Genomic DNA, 20,404 nt, shown 5'->3' with positions numbered 1-20,404 from the left:
GCTTGCTGAGTCAAGTTAAAACTTATTTAGAATCACTTCTTGGATGAAACGGCTGCCAAAATAAGCAAGTGACAAGATAAAAGCGGCTATCATGATCGAAAACACCACGGGTTTACCACGCCAGCCTTGACGTAAGTGACCCACTGTTACAACAGTGAAAATAAGCCAAGCAATTAACGATAAAACCGTTTTATGGATAAATTCACTGGCAAACATACCTTCTAAGAAGATAAACCCAGAAAGTAGTGCAAAGGTAAGTAGAATTGTACCAAGCGTGAGTAATTGATAAAGCTGACGCTCAACGACCATTAAAGGTGGAAGATGACTGTGTACGATTGCTAAGTCTTTGCGCTTTAAACGCTTATCAATAAAGTAAAACTGTACCGCATAGAGTGTCGAGATTATCAGCACACAATATGCCAAAAGTGATAACGATATATGAGTGACTAAGCCAAGTTCAACATCTATTGATTGTAAAATCACATGATGCGGAATAAATAAGCTGGCAAGTGTAAGTAAGGCTGCAAAACCATACACAACTGGTAGTAATAAGGTAGCAGGGAACTTGAGCGACACAGCTGTAACGGATACTACGATGACCCAACAGGTCAATAAAGCAACGTTGACGATACTCAAATCTTGACCGTCAGCACGAAAAACTGAATTAACCAGTAATAGCATATGGGCAAGGATAGCCACAGTGCTTAGTATCACTGTGAGTTTTTGGCTCGGACCTTGTTTGTGGAAAAGGCGTGATAGCACATGTGACGTTGCTAACACATAAAACAAACTAGCAATAATAGTTAAACTAATAATCATCGTGTTTTGGCCACTTAATTTATATAGATAAATCCTTGTCTCTTTGATGCCATTGTATTTTATAGCAAGGAAAAAGCATAGAGTTTGTAAAAAGAAACTCAAACTACACACTTGAACACTGTATTGTCGACCATCATTTACGGTATACTGCTAGTAATTAAATTTTAATATTGCCTGTATTGTCTTCAAACTTGTCTGTTTTATGTACACTACAGGTGAAACACGTTTTATCGGAACCTTTACATGTTTGAGAATCTCCAAGAACGCTTAGGTAAAACCTTAAAAAATATCAGTGGCCGCGGACGCCTAACTGAAGAAAATATAAAAGATACATTACGTGAAGTCCGCATGGCATTTTTGGAAGCGGACGTTGCATTACCTGTTGTTCGTGAGTTCGTTAAGCAAGTTAAAGAACGCGCCGTTGGTGTTGAAGTAACGAAAAGCTTAAGTCCAGGCCAAGTCTTTATTAAGATTGTTCGTGAAGAACTTGAAAAGGCAATGGGTGAAGCAAATGAAGAGTTAAGCCTTAATGCGCAGCCGCCTGCGGTAGTTATGATGGCGGGCCTACAAGGTGCTGGTAAAACAACCAGTGTTGGTAAACTAGCTAAATTCTTAAAAGAGCGTAAGAAAAAGTCTGTGTTAGTTGTTAGTGCTGACGTTTATCGTCCGGCAGCAATCAAACAGCTAGAAACACTTGCTGATGAAGTGGGTGTTGAGTTCTTCCCAAGCGATATCTCACAAAAGCCAGTAGATATTGCGAATAATGCGATTTCACACGCGAAGAAAAAGTTCATCGATGTAGTATTAGTCGATACTGCAGGTCGTTTACATGTCGATAACGACATGATGGACGAGATCAAAGCACTGCACAGTGCGATTAATCCAATCGAAACCTTATTCGTCGTTGACGCGATGACAGGTCAAGATGCAGCAAACACCGCAAAAGCATTTGATGAAGCGCTACCTTTGAGTGGTGTGATCTTAACAAAGACTGATGGTGATGCTCGTGGTGGTGCTGCATTATCAATCCGTCATATTACCGGTAAGCCGATCAAGTTTATGGGTGTAGGTGAGCGCACTGATGCACTTGAACCTTTCCACCCTGACCGTATTGCTTCTCGTATCCTAGGTATGGGTGATGTACTTTCATTAATCGAAGAAGTCGAAATGAAAGTAGATAAAGAGAAAGCGGCTAAAGTTGCTGAGAAAGTATTTAAAGGTGACGGCTTCACATTAGATGACTTTGCTGAGCAACTTCGTCAAATGAAGAACATGGGCGGTATGATGTCGATGCTTGATAAGCTACCGGGCATGCAAAACTTACCAGACGCCGTAAAAGGGCAGATGGGCGATAAGACTTTCGTACAAATGGAAGCCATCATTAACTCAATGACACCAAAAGAGCGCGCGCGTCCTGAAATCATCAAGGGCTCTCGTAAAAAACGTATTGCCGCAGGCTCTGGTACCCAAGTGCAAGAAATCAACAAACTGCTTAAGCAATTTACGCAAATGCAGAAGATGATGAAAAAGATGAAAGGCAAGGGGGGTATGAAGAAAATGATGCGCGGTATGAAAGGCATGTTACCACCTGGCATGATGGGTGGTGGTCCTAAATTTTAATAGCGCTTTTTATTAAGTGTATAAAAAGGAGCGTATAGCTCCTTTTTTTGTAGATAATTTATGCATAGTTGTTAGCTGCATGTAAGATTTAAAGGCCAGATCAGTGTTTAATCAACTAAACTTACATTTTGCAGCAGTTCTTACTTGCAATGTTGCAAAAAACTCGTACAATTCCCCAGCTTCCCGTACTGGGGAGTAAATCTTATTAATGAAAACAGTCAATCTAATGTAGAGGACGGTATGGTAACTATTCGTTTGCAACGTGGTGGCGCTAAAAAACGCCCTTTCTATCAAATTGTGGTTGCGGATAGCCGTTTCTCGCGTGACGGTCGCTTCATCGAGAAAGTAGGTTTCTTTAACCCAATTGCTTCTGGTCAGGAAGAAAAAGTACGTTTAGATTTATCTCGTGTTGAACACTGGGTAGGTCAAGGCGCATCTCTTTCAGATCGCGTAGCTAAGTTAGTTAAAGACGCTCGTAAAGCGGCTTAATAGGCGTAAGAGTAACCATGAGTCAAGAGAACACCTCGTATATTACAGTAGGAAAGCTCGGTGCCCCGTATGGTATAAAGGGCTGGCTTAAGGTGCATTCATTTACTGATGATCCCGAAGGGATCTTCGATTTCAGCCCATGGTTGATAGGGCAGCAAGGTAAATGGCAGACCTTAGAAGTGGTCGACTGGCGTCGCCACAACAAAGGCTTTATCGCTAAAGTTGCGCAAGTAAACGACCGAGACGAAGCAATGGCTTTAACCAATGTAGAAATCTCAGTAGACGCAGCGCAGCTACCAGAATTACCGCAAGGTGAATTCTATTGGCGAGATCTGATCGGCATGTCTGTTATAACTGATAAAGGTTATAACTTAGGCACAGTCGATGACCTTATGGAGACAGGCTCAAATGATGTTTTGGTTGTGAAAGCAAACAAAAAAGATGCATTTGGCCAAGCAGAACGTTTAATTCCTTTCTTAACAGACTCTGTTATTAAAGAAGTTAAATATGATGCAAGAGAAATTACCGTTGACTGGGACCCAGGGTTTTAATGTCACAAACGAGTTCGCTATGGGTAGGGGTGATTAGCCTTTTCCCGGACATGTTTGATGCGATTACCACTCAAGGGGTTACAGGTCGCGCAGTTAAAAATGGTCTAATTGACTTTAACTGCTGGAATCCGCGTGACTATGCTACTGATAAGCATAGAACTGTAGATGACCGTCCTTACGGGGGTGGTCCTGGCATGTTAATGATGGTTGAACCATTGAAACAAGCTATCCTTGACGCTAAAAAAGCGGCAGGTGATGGTGCAAAAGTAATTTATATGTCACCGCAAGGGCGCAAATTAGATCAGCAAGGTGCAAGTGAACTTGCGCATTCAGAAAAGCTGATTTTAATTGCCGGTCGCTATGAAGGTATAGATGAGCGAATTATAGAATCATACGTTGACGAAGAATGGTCAATTGGTGATTTTATTTTAAGTGGTGGTGAACTACCCGCAATGACGCTAATTGATGCAGTAGCACGATTAGTACCAGGGGTGTTAGGTCATAACCAGTCAGCTGAGCAAGATTCATTTTCGAATGGCTTGCTTGATTGTCCTCACTATACACGGCCAGAGACATTGGATGATAAACAGGTGCCTGCTGTATTGCTCAGCGGAAACCACCAAGAAATCGCTAAGTGGCGCACAAAGCAATCACTTGGTAGAACTTGGCTTCGTCGTCCTGACTTGTTGCATAACCTAGCTCTGACTGAGGAGCAAGCGGCACTCCTTGCTGAGTTTCAGCAAGAGTACCAACAAGCTTGTGGCTAGAAGACAGTTACACCTAGGAAAGTGAGAAATATAATGGCAAAAGTAAACCAAAATATTATTAAAGCGCTTGAAGAAGAGCAGCTTAAATCAGACGTACCAGCATTCGGCGCTGGTGATACAGTTGTTGTACAGGTACGTGTAAAAGAAGGTAACAAAGAGCGTCTACAGGCCTTTGAAGGTGTTGTAATCGCTAAGCGTAATCGTGGTCTTCACTCAGCATTCACAGTTCGTAAAATTTCGAGCGGTGAAGGTGTTGAGCGTGTATTCCAAACGCACAGCCCTCTTATCGATAGTATCTCAGTTAAACGTCGCGGTGCTGTTCGCCGTGCGAAACTTTACTATCTACGTGAGCGTTCTGGTAAATCTGCACGTATTAGAGAAAAACTTAACTAATACGCGCTGTTTTACAACGCAAAATAAAACGGGTTGCAGCCTTAGGTTGCAGCCCGTTTTGGTTTTTATACCACAAAAATAATTTTCCCCCTTTGTGAGACACCTAAGTACTCCCTTCAAACTGATCGACTGACCTCTATTTATCCCTTTATAAGCTATGCTACATTCACGTTAGGGCTTTGTGCTTTGGCTGTTATCCTGTTACTATAATTTGTATTAAAAGCTTTACTTTTTTGTATATAATTATTTACGTTTTTAGGGTTTGAGGTGTGGTAACGTGGTAACAGTGAATGATCTAGCTGATTTAAGAGCAGGAATAGATGAATGTGATGCGCAATTGGTGGCATTACTGGCAAAGCGTAATGGGATTACAGAAAAAATAGGCGCAATTAAACAACAAATCGGTGCGCCATTACATGCCCCAGATCGCGAGGCTGATTTACTTGCAGCTCGCCGTAAAGAAGCAGTCGCACAAGGGGTTAACCCTGAGTTAGTTGAAGATATCCTGCGCCGTATGATGCGTGAAGCGTATCAAAACCAGCAAGGTAGCCTCGCTTGTGTTGCACCTCAGTTATCACCCATTGTAATTGTTGGTGGTGAAGGTGCCATGGGTCAGCTATTTGCTCAACAATTTGCTCGTTCAGGTTATGAAGTCCGTATTTTAGATAAAGCACAGCAAGCACAGAGTGAAGCGATATTAAAAGGGGCAAAATTAGTCCTTGTAAGTGTACCAATTAATGCACTTGAACACGTAGTTTCGGCATTACCAATACTCGATGATGACTGTTTATTAGTTGATATTACATCAGTTAAGCAAAAGCCTTTAAAAGCCCTAATGGCGGCTCATAGCGGCCCAGTAGTCGGGTTGCATCCCATGTTTGGTCCAGATATTTCACACTGGGTAAAACAAACCGTTGTTGTGTGTGAAGGGCGAGATCATGAAGTAGCTAAAGGGCTAATGGCGCAACTCCAAGTTTGGGGATGTCAAGTGGTTGAAATGGATGCTAAAAAACATGATGAAGCGATGCAAATCATTCAGGTAATGCGTCACTTAACAACCTTTGTATACGGTCAGTTTCTTGCCAAGCAAAGTCATACGTTGGCAGAACTTCGCAGCTGTTCATCACCAATTTATCAGTTAGAGTTAATGATGGTTGGGAGATTGTTTGCTCAGTCACCTGAACTATATTCTGATATCATGTTAGCGCAATTCGACGATGTAGAATCATTACTTTCAAATTACCAAGATACTTTTGCGGAAACCCTCGAAAAACTCAAAGCAGGTGATAAAGCTGCATTGATTGCCGCGTTTGCAGATGCGAAAGAGTATTTCTCTGATGCGACAGCGCATTTCTTAACGCAAAGCCGAAGCTTACTAAACAAAGCGAACGATGCAAAAGTGTTAGATTAAATACTCATACTCAATAAAACCAAAAGCCCGCATTTCGCGGGCTTTTTTGTTTAGATTAATGACCACCAAGTGAGCCTGGTAACACACCCGTATGGTGGTTGATTAAGCCCCATTGATAGAGTAAATCTGTCATATCAGATAGGCTAAATAAGGTCATACTCAAACCAACAATCGTTAACACTATGGTATATGGTAGGGCCATATAAACCATGCGCCCGTAAGACAGCCTTAGTACAGGTGCTAATGTTGATGTTAACAAGAACAAGAACGCAGCTTGGCCATTAGGGGTAGCAACACTTGGTAAGTTAGTACCAGTGTTAATAGCCACAGCCAGTAAATCGAACTGATCACGAGTAATTTGACCTGCTTGTAGTGCAGCAGCAACTTCGTTTATATACACAGTACCTACGAAAACATTGTCACTGACCATCGACAGAATACCGTTAGCTATGAAGAACATGACTAATTGCAGCTGGCCTTCAAAAGTAAGTACCCATGCGATCACGGGTGTAAATAAATGCTGGTCGATAATAACGGCAACAATTGAGAAAAATACGCAAAGTAATGCAGTGAATGGCAGGGCTTCTTCAAATGCTTTACCTAGTTGGTGTTCTTCAATGATGCCGGCACTGGCTGTCGCAAAAATAATTACCGATAAGCCAATTAAACCAACAGTGGCTAAATGAAGTGCTAGACCTATAATCAACCAAACAGCGATAAATGCTTGAATAGCTAAGTTCACTTTATCGCGTGTAGTACGTTTTTTCTCAAGCTTTTTAGCGTGGTCCGATAATATAGTGTGAATGGGTGCTGGGAGTTTGGCACCATAGCCAAATGCTTTGGTTTTCTCGAGGAAGAAAGTCGTGGCAATACCTGCAATCATTACAGGCAAAGTAATAGGCAGCATACGAAAGAAAAACTCGCCAAAGAACCAGCCAGCTCGTTCCGCAATAATTAAATTTTGTGGCTCTCCTACCATAGTACACACACCACCTAAGGCAGTACCAATTGATGCATGCATCAACAAGTTACGTAAGAAAGCGCGAAACTCTTCAAGCTCTTGGCGATTGACAGGACGTACCTGGTTATCATCGTTAATATCGTGCTCACTGTTAGAATCTTTGCCAGATGCCACTTTATGATAAATGCTATAGAAACCCATAGCGACGGCAATAACCACAGCCATAACCGTTAACGCATCTAAGAAAGCGGATAAGAAGGCAGCTGCAATTGTAAACGACAGCGATAACACGGTCTTGCTACGCACCGAAACAACAAGCTTTGTGAAAATATACAAAAGCAAGTCTTTCATAAAGTATATGCCTGCAACCATAAAGATAAGTAACAGAATTACATCAATATTCTGTACTATTTCATGCTCAACTTGGCCGGCTGTTGTCATTCCAATAAACAACGCCTCTATGGCTAATAAGCCACCTGGTTGAAGCGGGTAACACTTTAGCGCCATTGCGAGTGTGAAGATAAACTCGAGCACTAATACCCATCCTGCCAGATAAGGGTTAAGTTGAAATAAAACTGGGTTGATTAGTAAAAACGCAATAATGGTGTATTTATACCACTGTGGCGAAGTCCCCAAAAAGTTTTTAAATATTGCTGGTAAAACGCGCTGTTGCATGGCTGTACCTTTTATTAGTGCTGGTTGTTATTGTAAATAATTAGAAGTTGAGTATATCGAAAGTATTGTTGTTTGGTGTGCTTTTAATCCAAAAGGTCACTTATTTAACGAGATCTTAAAGATTTTTATGCACAGCAGAGTTAGTTTACTTGTTAGTTGCTGATCATCTGGTACAATCAGTGAGTTGAATGCCAAATGCGGTAAAAGTAGTTGCTAACTCAAGTGGAAATTGAATGAGAATTTTTAAAGCGAAAAGCCCAGCAGGTTTTGCTGAAGAATACATTGTAGAATCTATTTGGAATGGTGACTTTCCGCCTGGCTCAATTCTTCCTGCCGAACGTGAATTGTCAGAACTTATTGGTGTAACACGCACAACGTTACGTGAAGTACTGCAGCGTTTAGCTCGTGATGGTTGGTTAACAATTCAACACGGTAAACCTACTCGTGTAAATAACTTCTGGGAAACCTCAGGTCTAAATATTTTAGAAACACTTGCGCGTCTTGATGAAGATAAAATGCCAGAGCTTACAGATCAATTACTTTCTGCTCGTACTAATATCAGCGCAATTTACACTCGTGCGGCAATTAAGCTTGCCCCTGAGCGTGTAATTGAAATCTTAGCGCAAAGTGAAGAACTTGAAGACAGTGCTCAAGCATTTGCTGATTACGATTATAAAGTTCACCATGAACTAGCCGTTGCTGGTAATAACCGCATTTACGTGCTTATCTTAAATGGCTTTAAAGGCTTCTACTCAAAAATTGGTTGCCATTACTTCTCTGATTCACGTACCCGTGAATTAGCGCGTCAGTTTTATAAAGATTTAACTGTGCTGGCAGAGCGTCGTGAACACGATGGAGCGATTTCTATGATGCGTAAATACGGTCATCAAACAGGTGAAATCTGGCAGCAAATCCGTGGTGATATGCCAGAAGATATCATGGACTAGGTAGCACTAATTGATTTTCTATTTTTTAAGAGCCCAGCTTGATGCTGGGTTTTTTGTGTTCGCAAACTTTTTACAGCAGAAAGTTAGATTTACGAGCAGGTGTGCACGACATTCTTTTCTATCGTCACTGCTTTGTTCTGACCAAGATTAATACTAATAATACTTAATCATTTTGAGGGATTAGACCTGTCGCTACCACTATAAAAAGGTCCTCACTTATTTCACGAATTGATAAGAATCGTCAGTATTTAATGTGAATCAATTTTTCCGATTAGGCATATCGCTTTTTTCGATTGTTCATTTGTCTGTAACCTCATTAAACTATCTTGCAAATTATCAATACTTACTCTTGGTTTTTGCTTTTTAGTAACCATATATAAGTGAGTATTGCATAGGCAATTGGAAATAAACTCAAATATTTGGAGATAAAAATGGGTGTATTAGTTGGCCGTCAGGCACCAGACTTTACTGCAGCAGCTGTTCTAGGTAACGGTGAAATCGTTGAAAACTTCAACCTAAAAGAAACTATCAAAGGTAAAAAAGCAGTTATCTTCTTTTACCCGTTAGACTTCACTTTCGTTTGTCCTTCAGAGTTAATCGCTTTCGACAAGCGTTTTGAAGAGTTCCAAAAGCGTGGCGTTGAAGTAATCGGTGTTTCTATCGATTCACAATTTTCACACAATGCATGGCGTAACACTGCCGTTGCTGACGGTGGTATTGGTCAAGTTAAATATGCACTAGTTGCAGACGTTAAACACGAAATCTGTCAAGCATACGACGTTGAGCACCCAGAAGCAGGTGTTGCTTTCCGTGGTTCTTTCCTAATCGATGAAGAAGGTAACGTACGTCACCAAGTAGTTAACGACCTTCCACTAGGCCGTAACATCGACGAAATGATCCGCATGGTTGACGCGCTAGCGTTCCACAGCGAGCACGGTGAAGTATGTCCAGCAGGTTGGACTGAAGGTAAAAAAGGTATGGATGCAAGCCCTGAAGGTGTTGCTAAATTCCTTTCTGAAAACGAAGGCGACCTATAATTTAGGCCTTTGTTAGCGAATTAAAAAACCCGCCAATTGGCGGGTTTTTGTTTTTAAGCTCAACGCGATTAATTAAAGCGCATTGTTAGTTTAGTATAGAAATAACGACCACGTGGGTTATGTACGCTCGACACATAGCCATATAAGTCGCCATCACCATCACCGATTGCAAACGGAGGATCTTCATCAAACACGTTATTCACACCCACAGATAGTTTGATTTTATCTGAGAAGTTATAAGCAGTTTGTAAATCAACCAGTGTTTGCGAATCAACCATACGTGATGTGTTGCTATCAAAGTCTAAGTTTCCATCAAAGTCGATGTCTGGTGTATCTTCAAACTCACCAGTGTAGCTCACATTTACATTGGTATTGAAATCACCCATCTCCCAGTTTGTAGAGAAAATCCAACGGTTTTCAGGATAACGGTACTCGCCTGTGTAATCGCGACCATCTTTTTTAAATTCGTTTTGGTATGCCCATTCTAAATTGAATTTTAAGAAGCCGTAATCGTTCATAGCATGAGTGTAGTTTGCCGACACATCAACACCCGATACTTCTTGCGATGAAACGTTTTCAAAGGTGCTGTAAACTTTTTGGATTACACCTAAACTTTGACCATTTTGTGGTGCTAAACGCACACACACAGTGCTGTTTTGATCGTTACAGTTATTATCATAGATAGGGCCGAATTCTTGTTCATCTATCTTGTTATCTTGCGTAATGCTCCATACATCGACACCGAAACCAAATTCAGCGGTTGGTGCCCATATGAAACCAACATTCCATGACTCTGATTCTTCAGCTTCAAGGTTAGGGTTACCCGCAAATTGGATATTGTAATCAAGGGCATTACAGTCAAGTCCTGTCGCTTGACAGCGGTATGTATCAACGAAGAATTGGCTTTCTTCAGAAGGGCCTAAACCAATCTGTGCTAGTGAAGGTGCTCGGAAACCTTGTGCCCATGAACCACGAACAGTAATTGAGTCTGTTGGCGCCCAGCGTACAGCTACTTTAGGGTTTGTTGTTGAACCAAAGTCACTGTAATCATCGTAACGACCTGCTAATTGTAGCTCTAAATTTTCAGCAAGAGGAATTGAAAACTCAATATAAGCTGCATATTGGTCGCGTTCTGCAGCGGCTGATACTGACTCAGTGCCAAAGATTAAACCACGCTGGAATTGATCGTCTGGAATATCGCTCACATCTTCTTCACGGTATTCAATACCGGCAGCCATCATCACCACATCATCGCCAAAGCTAAATGCTTCACCACTGATATTTGCATCAAATGATGTCATATGAGACTCACCACGACGAACTAAGCTTGTCGTAATACGGTCAATAACTGCTTGGTCATTATAGGTGCCACCGAAAGGGTTATAGTTACCCGCATCGATTTCTTGTTGTAAGAAATCAGTACGCACCCAGCCTTGGCTTCTATCGCCTGTTTGCATTGATTTACTTCGACCTTTTTGAATGGCTGCTTCCCAGCTCCAGTCACTGATCTCGCCTTTTAGGCCCGCAACAAAGCGAAGTGTATCTGATTCGATATCCCATTGACGGGGGCCCGCATCTACTGTTCTGTAGCGACCAATTTCGATATCTTGGCCAAACGGGTTGTTAGGGTGGTTTGCTGGCACTGTAAGGCCGGCATCTTCATCAAGCGGAGTCGGTGCACCAGCTGCTTGCGAACTATTGTGTTGTACTGCAACTTCTAAAAATGCCGATATACCATTATCAAAGTTATATTCAAACTGCGAAATAGCACCAACACGTTCAGATGCAGGGGTTACGTAACCATACGGGCCATAGTCAAATAAACAACTACCACTTGCTGTCGCATTTTCTGCAGGGCATGCTGGATCAATGGTTTTTTCACCATCTACATAAAAGTAGCCTGGGAAACCACGCGATGAACGGAAATCCATACCACCATATGGTTCTTGGTTTGCTGTACCTAGACGGCCCATTTCATCAGAGGAGAGTGCTGAGTTGTTAAAGTAATCAATAATAATTGATGCGCTGCTTTTTTCTGTACTGGTACCCCAAACGAGGCTTGCTGTTTTTTCTTCGTAGTTAGGACCATCAGTACCACCATATCCAAGGTTTACTTCTAGACCATTAATATCCTTTTTTAAGATGATATTAACTACACCTGCAACCGCATCAGAACCATATATTGCCGATGCACCATCTTTTAAAATATCGATACGCTCAATCGCTGAAACAGGAATCGAGTTGATATCTACAAATGAATTGGTGATGCTTTCCGCAAAAGCACTTATTGAAACACGACGGCCATTAATAAGTACTAATGTTGCATCAGAGCCTAAGCCTCTGAGACTTACCGCTGCAGCCCCATTAGCTGTAGAGTCTTGGTTATTGCCGCGAGTAGAGAAAGTACCATTACCTGCAACTGGCATACGTTCTAATAATTGTTGTAGGTTGTCGTAGCCCATATTGTCTATGTCTGCACGACTTATTGACTGTACCGGTGATGGCCCTTCAATGTCTGAACGTTTAATACGAGAACCTGTAACTTCAATACGCTCGACCTTTTCAGCTCCATCTGACTCAGCAGCAATAGACATAAAGCTTGTGCCACTTAGTGCTGCAATAGTAAATGCGTAGAGAGGTCGCTGTAGAAAGCGGTGGGTGTTCTTCATAAATTTCAATCCTTGTGTAATTGTGAAAAAGTTGTGAAGTTGTCACGGTAAAGATTGATATCATGTAAACGTACTGGTTTGGAATAGCAAAAAAGGATGGGTTTTTTAGAGAGGGTATTGATATTTTTGTAAAAAGTGAGTGTTTGTAAGGGGTACGAGCCTAACACGAAAGTTAGGCTCATTTCATAAATTAAGCTTTATGTTTCATTAGGCGCTCTTTTTCTCGTGCCCAATCTTTATTCTTTCCGTCTTCACGTTTATCGTGCATCTTTTTACCTTTAGCAAGGTGGAACTCCAACTTCACCCAGCATTTTTTCCAGTACATTGCAGTTGCGATTAGTGAAAACCCGTCGCGTTCTGTTGCACCGATAAGACGATCGATTTCACGTTTATTTAAAAGTAACTTACGATAACGAAGTGGATCGCAAATTACGTGAGTAGAAGCACTGTTGAGAGGCTGAATTTGACTGCCAAGTAAAAATGCTTCGCCGTTTTTAATATGAATATAAGTCTCAGAGATGTTTACTTTACCAGCTCGGATACTTTTTACTTCCCAGCCCTGTAGTTCAACCCCTGCTTCGAACTTATCGTGTAAAAAATACTCATGGCGCGCTTTTTTGTTAAGCGCGATGGTATTACTTGTCGATTTAGATGATTTTTTCTTAGCCATAGTGGCCCATATTATACGTAAAAACAGCGCTTTTACATCGCTTTTTTAAGGCTTTGCGGATATTTTCGTGTTACTAAAATTTGGGGAAATAGCCAAAGCTTGCTAAAATTCGCCGACAAAGTTGGGAGTGAATATGCCGCAAATAGAAAAAAGTGCGCTTGTAATGTACAGCAGCAAAGAAATGTTTGATTTAGTGAATGATGTTGATGCTTATCCAGAGTTTTTGCCAAATTGCTCAGATGCTAAAATCATCACGCAACAAGCTAGTGGCATGACGGCCAGTTTGGAGATCTCAAAAGCGGGTTTAAAAAAGTGGTTTACTACCGAAAATACGTTTATTGATGAGCAAACTGTTGCACTTCGCTTAGTTGATGGCCCATTTAAAAAGTTACAAGGTAAATGGCAATTTTTACCGCTGGACGATAAAGCGTGCAAAGTACAGCTTCATCTTGAGTTTGAATTTGCGAGTAAACTTATCGAACTGGCTTTTGGAAAAGTATTTAACGAAGTAGCTAAAAATATGGTTAATGCATTTACGCAGCGTGCTAAAACTGTGTACGGAGTTCGTCCATGATAACTGTTGAAGTAGTTTTTGCTTTACCAACAACGGCAACCAGTTTATTAGTAGAAGTGCCGATAGGCACGACAGCTGAGCAAGCGGTGATTAAGTCGGGTATTATCAATAAGTGTCCTGAAATAGACGCAAATAACTTAACACTGGGTATTTGGAACCGTACCTGTAAGCTTAATCAAGAAGTAAAGGAAGGGGATCGTATTGAGATTTATCGCCCTCTTATTGCTGATCCAAAGGATGCGCGCAGACGTCGAGCTGAAAAGGCCAAAGAAGAAGGACGTGCCAATAAAGTGACTGGCGGAAGGCCACTAAACAAGGCATAAAAAAGGGTAGCTCAGGCTACCCTTAATTAATTAGAATTAAGATTACTCTTGTTCAAGCGGCGTATTAAATTCGCTAGGTTGCTCGTAGTCACCTGATAACGAAACAAGCTTATCATTTTCGAAGTTAATAGTGAGTGACTTACGTTGCTCGTTGCTACGGCCAATGTTAAATACATACAGGTAATGCCACGTATTTTTATCAAAAGAGTCTTCTGCTACTGGCTTGCCTAGAACATACAGTACTTGCTCGCGAGTCATATTAACACGTAGCTTATCTACATCTGATTGTTCTAAAAAGTTACCTTGAGGAATATTGATACGGTAAACCCAGCTTGAACACCCTGCTGTAGCACTTAAAGTAAGGGTAAGTACTAACCAAAAAGAAAAAGTTTTAAACGACTGCATTATTTGTTTGAATCCTTATTTTTTATACACTGCATGATACCGATTAGTCACAGAAGGTAAAACCCTTTTCAGTAATTGTTTTTACTGAAATGCGATTAAAAACCACGAGGCACAAATTTGACCACTGCAAACCCAAAAAGTTTACATCAGCCTTTAAAAAACAGCGATAACTCAGATGTCATGTGGTATTTGTATATAGTGCAAACACGTTTAGGTCATTGGTATACAGGGATCAGTACCAATGTTGAAAAAAGATTCGCTCAGCATCAAGCGGGAAAAGGTGCGAAAAATCTTAAGGGAAAAGGGCCTCTAACGCTTATCTATCAACAGCAGGTGGGTAACCGTAGTGAAGCAACTAAACTAGAAATAAGCGTAAAAAAGCTCAGCAAAGCACAAAAAAGACAGTTTGTTTTAACGTCTGAGCTACCTAAATAACTAACTTGGAAGCTTTTCAATAAATAGGGCTATTTTCGCTATGGCATATTCGAATAGTGTAAAGTCGATGTGCGCCGCCGTGTCTGTGCTTTGGTGGTGGTGTTTGTCATGTCCTATACCAAAGTAAATATAAGGGATCCCCGCTTTAGCGAATGAATAATGGTCGCTTGCTCTGCGCCAATCAACTTTGAGATCAAATAACCGATTTAGCCTCGCTGACGAGCTAGTTACCATAAAGGTTAACTGTTCATCAGATAGAATTTTAATGTCAGCTTGATAATGTGCTAATGATTGATTATCTAAAAATGCATAGATACGCGGTTTTCTGGGGTTCACAACGAGCATATCTAAATTAATATTAAGTTTGATTTCGTCTTTATTAAGTGTCGATACCAAGTACTCGCTACCATGTAGGCCATTTTCTTCTGCATCGGTTGCAACAAAAACTAATTGATAGGGCAGAGGGCTTTGCGCAAAGTGCTCAGCTAAATAAAGTAAAGCGGCAACGCCGCTGGCATTGTCGTTCGCACCTGGGTAGAGCCGATTACCTTTTTGCCCTAAATGATCGTAATGAGCGGTAAAAATTACTTTTTTACACTTCTCACAGTGGCTATTTTTAGTCGCAATAATGTTCCGCCCAGTAGCCTTGCCAAAGAGCCCTGACTGATAAGTAAATACTTGATCATCAACAGAATAGCCATGAGCAATAAAGCGCTCTTTTATAAAGTGGGCGGCTAACTGAGCGCCTTGAGTCGCCGTTTTTCGCCCAGCAAATTGAGCCGATGTTAGCGTTATGACGTCTCGTTCTAAATCTGTACTGGCAAAAGCTTGCGCAGTGCTTAGTGTAGCACTAGCGGTAATCAATAAGCTTTGCAGTATGCGAACGAAGCGCTTGTAACTTACTTTCGTAACGCTGTTTATCATGATCAAAGTCTGCTTTATTGTTTGCCATAGTTAAGTACTTTTTAGCGAGCTTTAGGTCACCTAATTGATAATAGGTTCTCGCTAAACCAAAATCAGTATCATGCAGGGTTGGGTTTAAGTCACGGGCTTTTTTGTAGTGCTTTATTGCATCTTGATAACGGGCGGTCGTGTAAGCATCATTACCTAAAGAAATGTGATAATAGGGGTTTGCTTGGCGCTTATTATCAAGCTTGGCTAATATCGCCTGGCCTTGCTCTTCGCGATTGGTCAGATTATAGAGTCTGGCTAAATTGCCTAATGCGGTGTTGTTATCTGGATCTAAACTAATCGCGTATTGGTAGGCTGTTTCAGCTCTTGGATAGTCATCTGTTAATCTGAACAATACCCCAAGGTTACCCCAAGCACCTGAGTAGTTGCTATCAATATTAACAGCTGCTTTGTAATAGCTAAAAGCAGTATCATAATCATGTTTTAGCATCGCAGCTGCGCCTTTATTATTATAAAACATTGCTGTGATGCGGGCTTTATTGATGTTGCTGGTTTTAAACGCTTCTTGGCGGCTGTTAGGGTCAAAATCTATCACTAAAGAGCGCTCTTCTGGGTAAATGACTTTTCTATTTACCACGAGCTTTTGAGCCTCACTTACTTTTAAGTTGATATGGCCTGTGAGTAAATTAAAGCCATTATCAAGTGCCCAATATTCTGGAATATGTACTTTTTGAAATTGTCCTTCAAGGCCGAGATACTCAGCAAGACTGTAGGCTAAAATCGATAACGATAAACAATTAGCATTTAAATTTGAATAGGCTTGCTTGGCCGTTAAGGTGGCGCCAGATTGATAAGATAAAGAAGCATCACCATTTTGCAAAAGGAACTTGAGCAAACGTTTAGTGCTTTGTAATGACCGGCTGTCTTTTGGAAAGGTACTATCAAGTTGCTCTTTTATATGTTTACTTAATGCAAAAATCTCTTGTTGAGTTTCAACTGAGGTTTGAGTAAACGTATTACTTTGCGTCAAAGCAAGTGGTGGGGGAGCGGTGTTATTTTCTGTACTACTACACGCTGTTAATAAGCAAAAGCTTGAGGCTAAAACAATGCTAGGTAATTTCATCTGACCCTCTTAATTCTTGGCCTAATACCATTTAAGTATAGGCCGTGAATGAAAAAGGGTCAGGGTTAACTGTTACAAAACGTGTCAGCGTTTATCGAAGGTCGCAACAAGGTCATCAAGAGTTTGAGCACTGTTTGCTAAATCTTTGATTGCTTGTTCACTGTCGATTTGTTCACGCATTACGTTGTCACTAATATCGCTTATTTGCTCAATGTTACGGCCCACATCTGCGACTACATTACTTTGCTCTTCGGTCGCAGTTGCTATTAAGGTTGCCATATCGTTTATTTCATTAGCAGCATCGTTAATGGCATTGAGCAATTCAACTGAACTTTGCATTGCATCAACGCTTAACTGTGCTTGTGATTTCGAGTGATTGATATGATTAACCACTAGATCAGACGTATTCGTTAGTTCACTGATCATCGTTTGAATTTCAGTTGTTGATTGTGAAGTACGGTTTGCTAATGCTCTTACTTCATCGGCTACAACTGCAAAACCGCGACCATGCTCACCAGCACGAGCTGACTCAATCGCCGCATTAAGTGCTAATAGGTTAGTTTGCTCAGAAATACCTCTGATAGAGTCAACAATACTGGCGATAGCTTGCGTTTTATTTGCAAGCTCGTTTACTTGCTCAGTGATGTTATCGATATCGCATGCAAGTTCTATAATTGCTTCTTTGCTTTGTGTTACCTGAGTATGACTTTGTTCGGTATTTTGTTTACTGTTTTCAGTGAGTTTAGCCGTATTAGCTGCGCTTGAGGCAATTTCTTGCACTGTCGCACCCATTTCATTAATCGCTGCTGCGACCGAAATTGTTTGTTCTTTTTGATTATCTAGCGCTTCAGAGTTCTTCTGTGCTTGCTTAAACACATGATCAGCGCTTTGTCTTATTTCACTACTTTCTTGGGCAACTTGGCTGATAGCAGTCTCAATCTTAGAGATGAATTGGTTAAAGCCTGCTGACAAGTTAGCGAGTTCAGGTTGTTCGGAAGCTGGCAAACGATAAGCTAAATTTGCATCACCTGAGCCTAAACGAGTAAACAACTCTGCCATTTTAGACAGCGGCGATGATAGTGTACGTGCCAGCACCAGCCCTGCAAAACTTGCAATGAGGGCAATAACAATTGCAAAGCTGATAATTTGCCATTGTAAAACTTGGATGCTAGAAAATACTTCGTGCTTAGGTACTTGGGCAATGACAAATAAATCTGTGTTTGGGATTGGGCTTGCGGCTACTAATGTCGCTTCACCATCAAGATCGATTTCCTGTAAATTGAATTCACTTTGAGTTAACAGAGAACGAGTGATAGCAGTTTTATAAACGTCATCTAATTTAGCTTTGGCGACTTTGCTCTCGTCTTTATGAAGCTGAATTAGGCCGTTTTTATCGGCAATGTAAACAAAACCAGTCTCTTCAATTTTAAAACGCTGTAACATTGCTTGCATATCGTCAATACTTTTTGCAAGGCCTGCTAAACCAATCCCATTGGTTTGCTGGTGATTTACAAACATTTTTACATCAGTGGGTGATTCTTGATAGATACTGATTGAAAAAGGCTGTGTAGTGTTGGTAAACGCATAAAACCAGCCATCCTGCTCTTTGGTTAAAACTCGCAAAAAGCCATCTTGGTTCCAATATTGTGCAGTTTCTCGATTAGCCCACGAAGCAGTTGCTAAGTCGTATTGCTTAACAAGGCGGTTGAGCTCTTTAAGCAAAGTCTTGTCATCAGTATTACCTGAGCGAGCCCATTCTAATACAAATTCGTTACTAGATAGCTGCTCTGCCGCACTGATCATTTGATTTATATCATGAGTAATATAATTATCAATTGCTTGCAATTTGCTAGGTAGTTCAGATTCAATCATTCGTTGTTCAATGATTTGTTTTGCACTATATATAGCCGTTGCGCCGATTAACGCAGCAACAATTAGGGCGATAGAACTGCCAAGCAGTGTAATTTTTTTAGTAATGGTGAGTTGATTTAACGCCATGAAAGTGTCTTAGTTTACAACATTTAAGTCAGTAATTTTAGCATACACTTTATAGATGACGAATCAATGTAGGGACAAAAAAAAAGCCCAAAGCATATAAGCAATTGGGCTTGGTTTCTAACAAGCGAAACTTACTTTCCAGGGTTAAACAATTTTCTTCATTGCTGACATGTAACCACGTAGCTTGCTACCAATAATTTCAACCGGGTGCTCGCGCAGTGCTTTATTCACGGCAATCAAGGTTTGGTTATCAACTTGGTTGCTAGCACTATCAAGACCTTTACCAATTACATCTGTATCGATATTTTTCATAAAATCTTGCAGCAACGGTAAACATGCGTGGTTATATAAGTAACAGCCATACTCTGCAGTATCTGAAATAGTTCGGTTCATTTCGAAAAGCTTCTTACGAGCAATGGTATTCGCGATAAGTGGCGTTTCGTGTAGTGATTCATAGTAAGCAGATTCAGCGATGATACCTGCCGCAGTCATGGTTTCGAAGGCCAACTCAACACCTGCTTTAACCATGGCAACCATTAAAATACCTTGGTCGAAGAATGCTTGTTCGCTGATTTCTTGATCTGTATTTTGTTGTTTCTCGAATGCGGTTTCTGCTGTTTCGGCGCGCCAAGCTAGTAATTTTGCGTCATCTTCAGCCCAATCAGCCATCATGCCACGAGAAAATTCACCGCTAATGATGTCATCCATATGCTTATTATAAAGTGGACGCATAATTGTTTTAAGCTCTTCACTTAATTCAAATGCTTTTACTTTTGCTGGATTTGATAAACGGTCAAGCATGTTAGTAACACCGCCATACTTAAGTGCTTCAGTGATCACTTCCCAACCGTATTGGATTAGTTTAGACGCGTAGCTTGCATCAATACCTTTTTCAACCATTTTGTCGAAGCATAGTAATGAACCGGTTTGTAGCATACCGCATAGAATCGTTTGCTCACCCATCAAGTCAGATTTAACTTCCGCAATGAATGATGATTTTAATACGCCAGCACGATGACCACCGGTACCAGCTGCATAAGCTTTAGCTTGAGCTAGGCCATGGCCTTGAGGATCATTTTCTGGGTGAACCGCAATCAATGTTGGTACACCAAAGCCACGCTTATATTCTTCACGTACTTCCGATCCAGGGCACTTAGGTGCAACCATGATAACCGTTAAGTCTTCACGGATTTGCATGCCTTCTTCAACAATATTGAAACCATGTGAGTAAGCAAGCGTTGCGCCTTGCTTCATTAAAGGCATAATAGCATTTACAACAGCGGTATGTTGTTTATCAGGTGTTAGGTTTAATACTACATCTGCTGTTGGGATAAGCTCTTCATATGTGCCTACAGTAAAACCATTTTCAGATGCGTTTAAGAAAGATTGACGGCGCTCAGCAATAGCTGATTCACGCAATGTATAAGAAACATCTAAACCTGAGTCACGTAAATTTAAACCTTGGTTAAGGCCTTGTGCGCCACAACCGACAATAACGAGTTTTTTCCCTTTTAAAGCGTCTACACCATCAGCAAACTCTGCTGGGTCCATAAATTCACACTGCGCTAATTGCGCTAACTGCTCTCTTAAAGGAAGAGTATTAAAATAATTCGCCATTGTTAGTG

Annotated in this window: 20 protein-coding genes; 11 read left to right on the top strand and 9 right to left on the bottom strand. The window is 41.0% G+C overall.

Annotation, left to right across the window (positions count from 1 at the left end; translation table 11 throughout):
* Positions 1-15 precede the first annotated feature (15 nt).
* On the bottom strand, positions 16-819 hold the full coding sequence (locus J3455_RS12530; RefSeq protein WP_130051058.1) for a cytochrome C assembly family protein: 804 nt from the start codon (positions 817-819) through the stop codon (positions 16-18).
* 243 nt (positions 820-1,062) lie between these two features.
* On the opposite strand from J3455_RS12530, the gene ffh reads away from it, so the two are divergent.
* The 6 genes from ffh to tyrA all read left to right on the top strand — a co-directional run bounded on the left by ffh (position 1,063) and on the right by tyrA (position 6,050).
* Positions 1,063-2,439 carry a signal recognition particle protein gene (gene ffh, locus J3455_RS12525; RefSeq protein ID WP_130051059.1) on the top strand — a complete coding sequence of 459 codons (1,377 nt, stop codon included), beginning with the start codon at positions 1,063-1,065 and terminating at the stop codon, positions 2,437-2,439.
* Positions 2,440-2,679: 240 nt separating this feature from the next.
* Entirely contained in the window at positions 2,680-2,928 is a 249-nt protein-coding gene (rpsP, locus tag J3455_RS12520) for a 30S ribosomal protein S16 (RefSeq protein WP_036967110.1), read from the top strand.
* A 17-nt stretch (positions 2,929-2,945) separates the two neighbouring features.
* Complete coding sequence (rimM, locus tag J3455_RS12515) at positions 2,946-3,479, top strand: ribosome maturation factor RimM (protein ID WP_130051060.1); 534 nt, start codon at positions 2,946-2,948, stop codon at positions 3,477-3,479.
* Positions 3,479-4,246 (top strand): tRNA (guanosine(37)-N1)-methyltransferase TrmD, encoded by a 768-nt coding sequence (gene trmD / locus J3455_RS12510; protein WP_130051061.1) that lies wholly within the window; start codon positions 3,479-3,481, stop codon positions 4,244-4,246. The genes rimM and trmD overlap by 1 nt, the downstream gene beginning before the upstream one ends.
* A 33-nt stretch (positions 4,247-4,279) precedes the next feature.
* On the top strand, positions 4,280-4,639 hold the full coding sequence (rplS, locus tag J3455_RS12505) for a 50S ribosomal protein L19 (protein ID WP_130051062.1): 360 nt from the start codon (positions 4,280-4,282) through the stop codon (positions 4,637-4,639).
* A gap of 277 nt (positions 4,640-4,916) precedes the next feature.
* Positions 4,917-6,050 carry a bifunctional chorismate mutase/prephenate dehydrogenase gene (gene tyrA, locus J3455_RS12500; protein ID WP_167658357.1) on the top strand — a complete coding sequence of 378 codons (1,134 nt, stop codon included), beginning with the start codon at positions 4,917-4,919 and terminating at the stop codon, positions 6,048-6,050.
* 55 nt (positions 6,051-6,105) lie between these two features.
* Here tyrA and nhaB read toward each other — a convergent pair whose 3' ends face one another.
* Positions 6,106-7,686, bottom strand: coding sequence for a sodium/proton antiporter NhaB (gene nhaB, locus J3455_RS12495; protein WP_130051064.1), 1,581 nt, complete (start codon positions 7,684-7,686; stop codon positions 6,106-6,108).
* Positions 7,687-7,919: 233 nt separating this feature from the next.
* Here nhaB and fadR point away from each other — a divergent pair, with 233 nt between their 5' ends.
* Together fadR and J3455_RS12485 are read left to right on the top strand one after the other, a co-directional pair.
* Positions 7,920-8,633, top strand: a complete 714-nt coding sequence (fadR, locus tag J3455_RS12490; protein WP_130051065.1) for a fatty acid metabolism transcriptional regulator FadR — start codon at positions 7,920-7,922, stop codon at positions 8,631-8,633.
* A 431-nt stretch (positions 8,634-9,064) separates the two neighbouring features.
* Positions 9,065-9,670: a peroxiredoxin C gene (locus tag J3455_RS12485; protein WP_054551729.1), complete on the top strand. Its 606-nt coding sequence runs from the start codon at positions 9,065-9,067 to the stop codon at positions 9,668-9,670.
* Positions 9,671-9,738: 68 nt separating this feature from the next.
* Here J3455_RS12485 and J3455_RS12480 read toward each other — a convergent pair whose 3' ends face one another.
* Both J3455_RS12480 and smpB read right to left on the bottom strand, forming a co-directional pair.
* Complete coding sequence (locus tag J3455_RS12480; protein ID WP_349561931.1) at positions 9,739-12,264, bottom strand: TonB-dependent receptor; 2,526 nt, start codon at positions 12,262-12,264, stop codon at positions 9,739-9,741.
* Positions 12,265-12,529: 265 nt separating this feature from the next.
* Positions 12,530-13,009 (bottom strand): SsrA-binding protein SmpB, encoded by a 480-nt coding sequence (gene smpB / locus J3455_RS12475; RefSeq protein ID WP_063700124.1) that lies wholly within the window; start codon positions 13,007-13,009, stop codon positions 12,530-12,532.
* A gap of 133 nt (positions 13,010-13,142) precedes the next feature.
* Between smpB and J3455_RS12470 the strand changes: the two genes are divergently transcribed.
* On the top strand, positions 13,143-13,583 hold the full coding sequence (locus tag J3455_RS12470; RefSeq protein WP_167658356.1) for a type II toxin-antitoxin system RatA family toxin: 441 nt from the start codon (positions 13,143-13,145) through the stop codon (positions 13,581-13,583).
* On the top strand, positions 13,580-13,906 hold the full coding sequence (locus tag J3455_RS12465; RefSeq protein ID WP_130051068.1) for an RnfH family protein: 327 nt from the start codon (positions 13,580-13,582) through the stop codon (positions 13,904-13,906). The genes J3455_RS12470 and J3455_RS12465 overlap by 4 nt, the downstream gene beginning before the upstream one ends.
* 42 nt (positions 13,907-13,948) lie before the next feature.
* Here the strand turns inward: J3455_RS12465 and J3455_RS12460 are convergent, their stop codons facing one another.
* Complete coding sequence (locus J3455_RS12460) at positions 13,949-14,311, bottom strand: outer membrane protein assembly factor BamE (RefSeq protein WP_063528054.1); 363 nt, start codon at positions 14,309-14,311, stop codon at positions 13,949-13,951.
* Between the two features lie 117 nt (positions 14,312-14,428).
* Between J3455_RS12460 and J3455_RS12455 the strand changes: the two genes are divergently transcribed.
* Positions 14,429-14,746: a GIY-YIG nuclease family protein gene (locus J3455_RS12455; protein ID WP_233786746.1), complete on the top strand. Its 318-nt coding sequence runs from the start codon at positions 14,429-14,431 to the stop codon at positions 14,744-14,746.
* Here J3455_RS12455 and J3455_RS12450 read toward each other — a convergent pair whose 3' ends face one another.
* The 4 genes from J3455_RS12450 to ilvC form a co-directional block, all read right to left on the bottom strand.
* Positions 14,747-15,610: a M20/M25/M40 family metallo-hydrolase gene (locus J3455_RS12450; RefSeq protein ID WP_239976937.1), complete on the bottom strand. Its 864-nt coding sequence runs from the start codon at positions 15,608-15,610 to the stop codon at positions 14,747-14,749.
* Positions 15,597-16,781, bottom strand: a complete 1,185-nt coding sequence (locus J3455_RS12445; protein ID WP_130051070.1) for a tetratricopeptide repeat protein — start codon at positions 16,779-16,781, stop codon at positions 15,597-15,599. The genes J3455_RS12450 and J3455_RS12445 overlap by 14 nt, the downstream gene beginning before the upstream one ends.
* Positions 16,782-16,865: 84 nt before the next feature.
* Complete coding sequence (locus J3455_RS12440) at positions 16,866-18,779, bottom strand: methyl-accepting chemotaxis protein (RefSeq protein ID WP_349561846.1); 1,914 nt, start codon at positions 18,777-18,779, stop codon at positions 16,866-16,868.
* 144 nt (positions 18,780-18,923) lie between these two features.
* Positions 18,924-20,396 carry a ketol-acid reductoisomerase gene (gene ilvC, locus J3455_RS12435; RefSeq protein WP_130051072.1) on the bottom strand — a complete coding sequence of 491 codons (1,473 nt, stop codon included), beginning with the start codon at positions 20,394-20,396 and terminating at the stop codon, positions 18,924-18,926.
* Positions 20,397-20,404 lie beyond the last annotated feature (8 nt).

Origin of the sequence: Pseudoalteromonas sp. NFXS39, assembly GCF_040148775.1 — a bacterium.
GTDB classification, from domain to species: Bacteria; Pseudomonadota; Gammaproteobacteria; order Enterobacterales; family Alteromonadaceae; genus Pseudoalteromonas; species Pseudoalteromonas apostichopi.
This window is presented reverse-complemented; position numbering and strand designations above follow the sequence as displayed.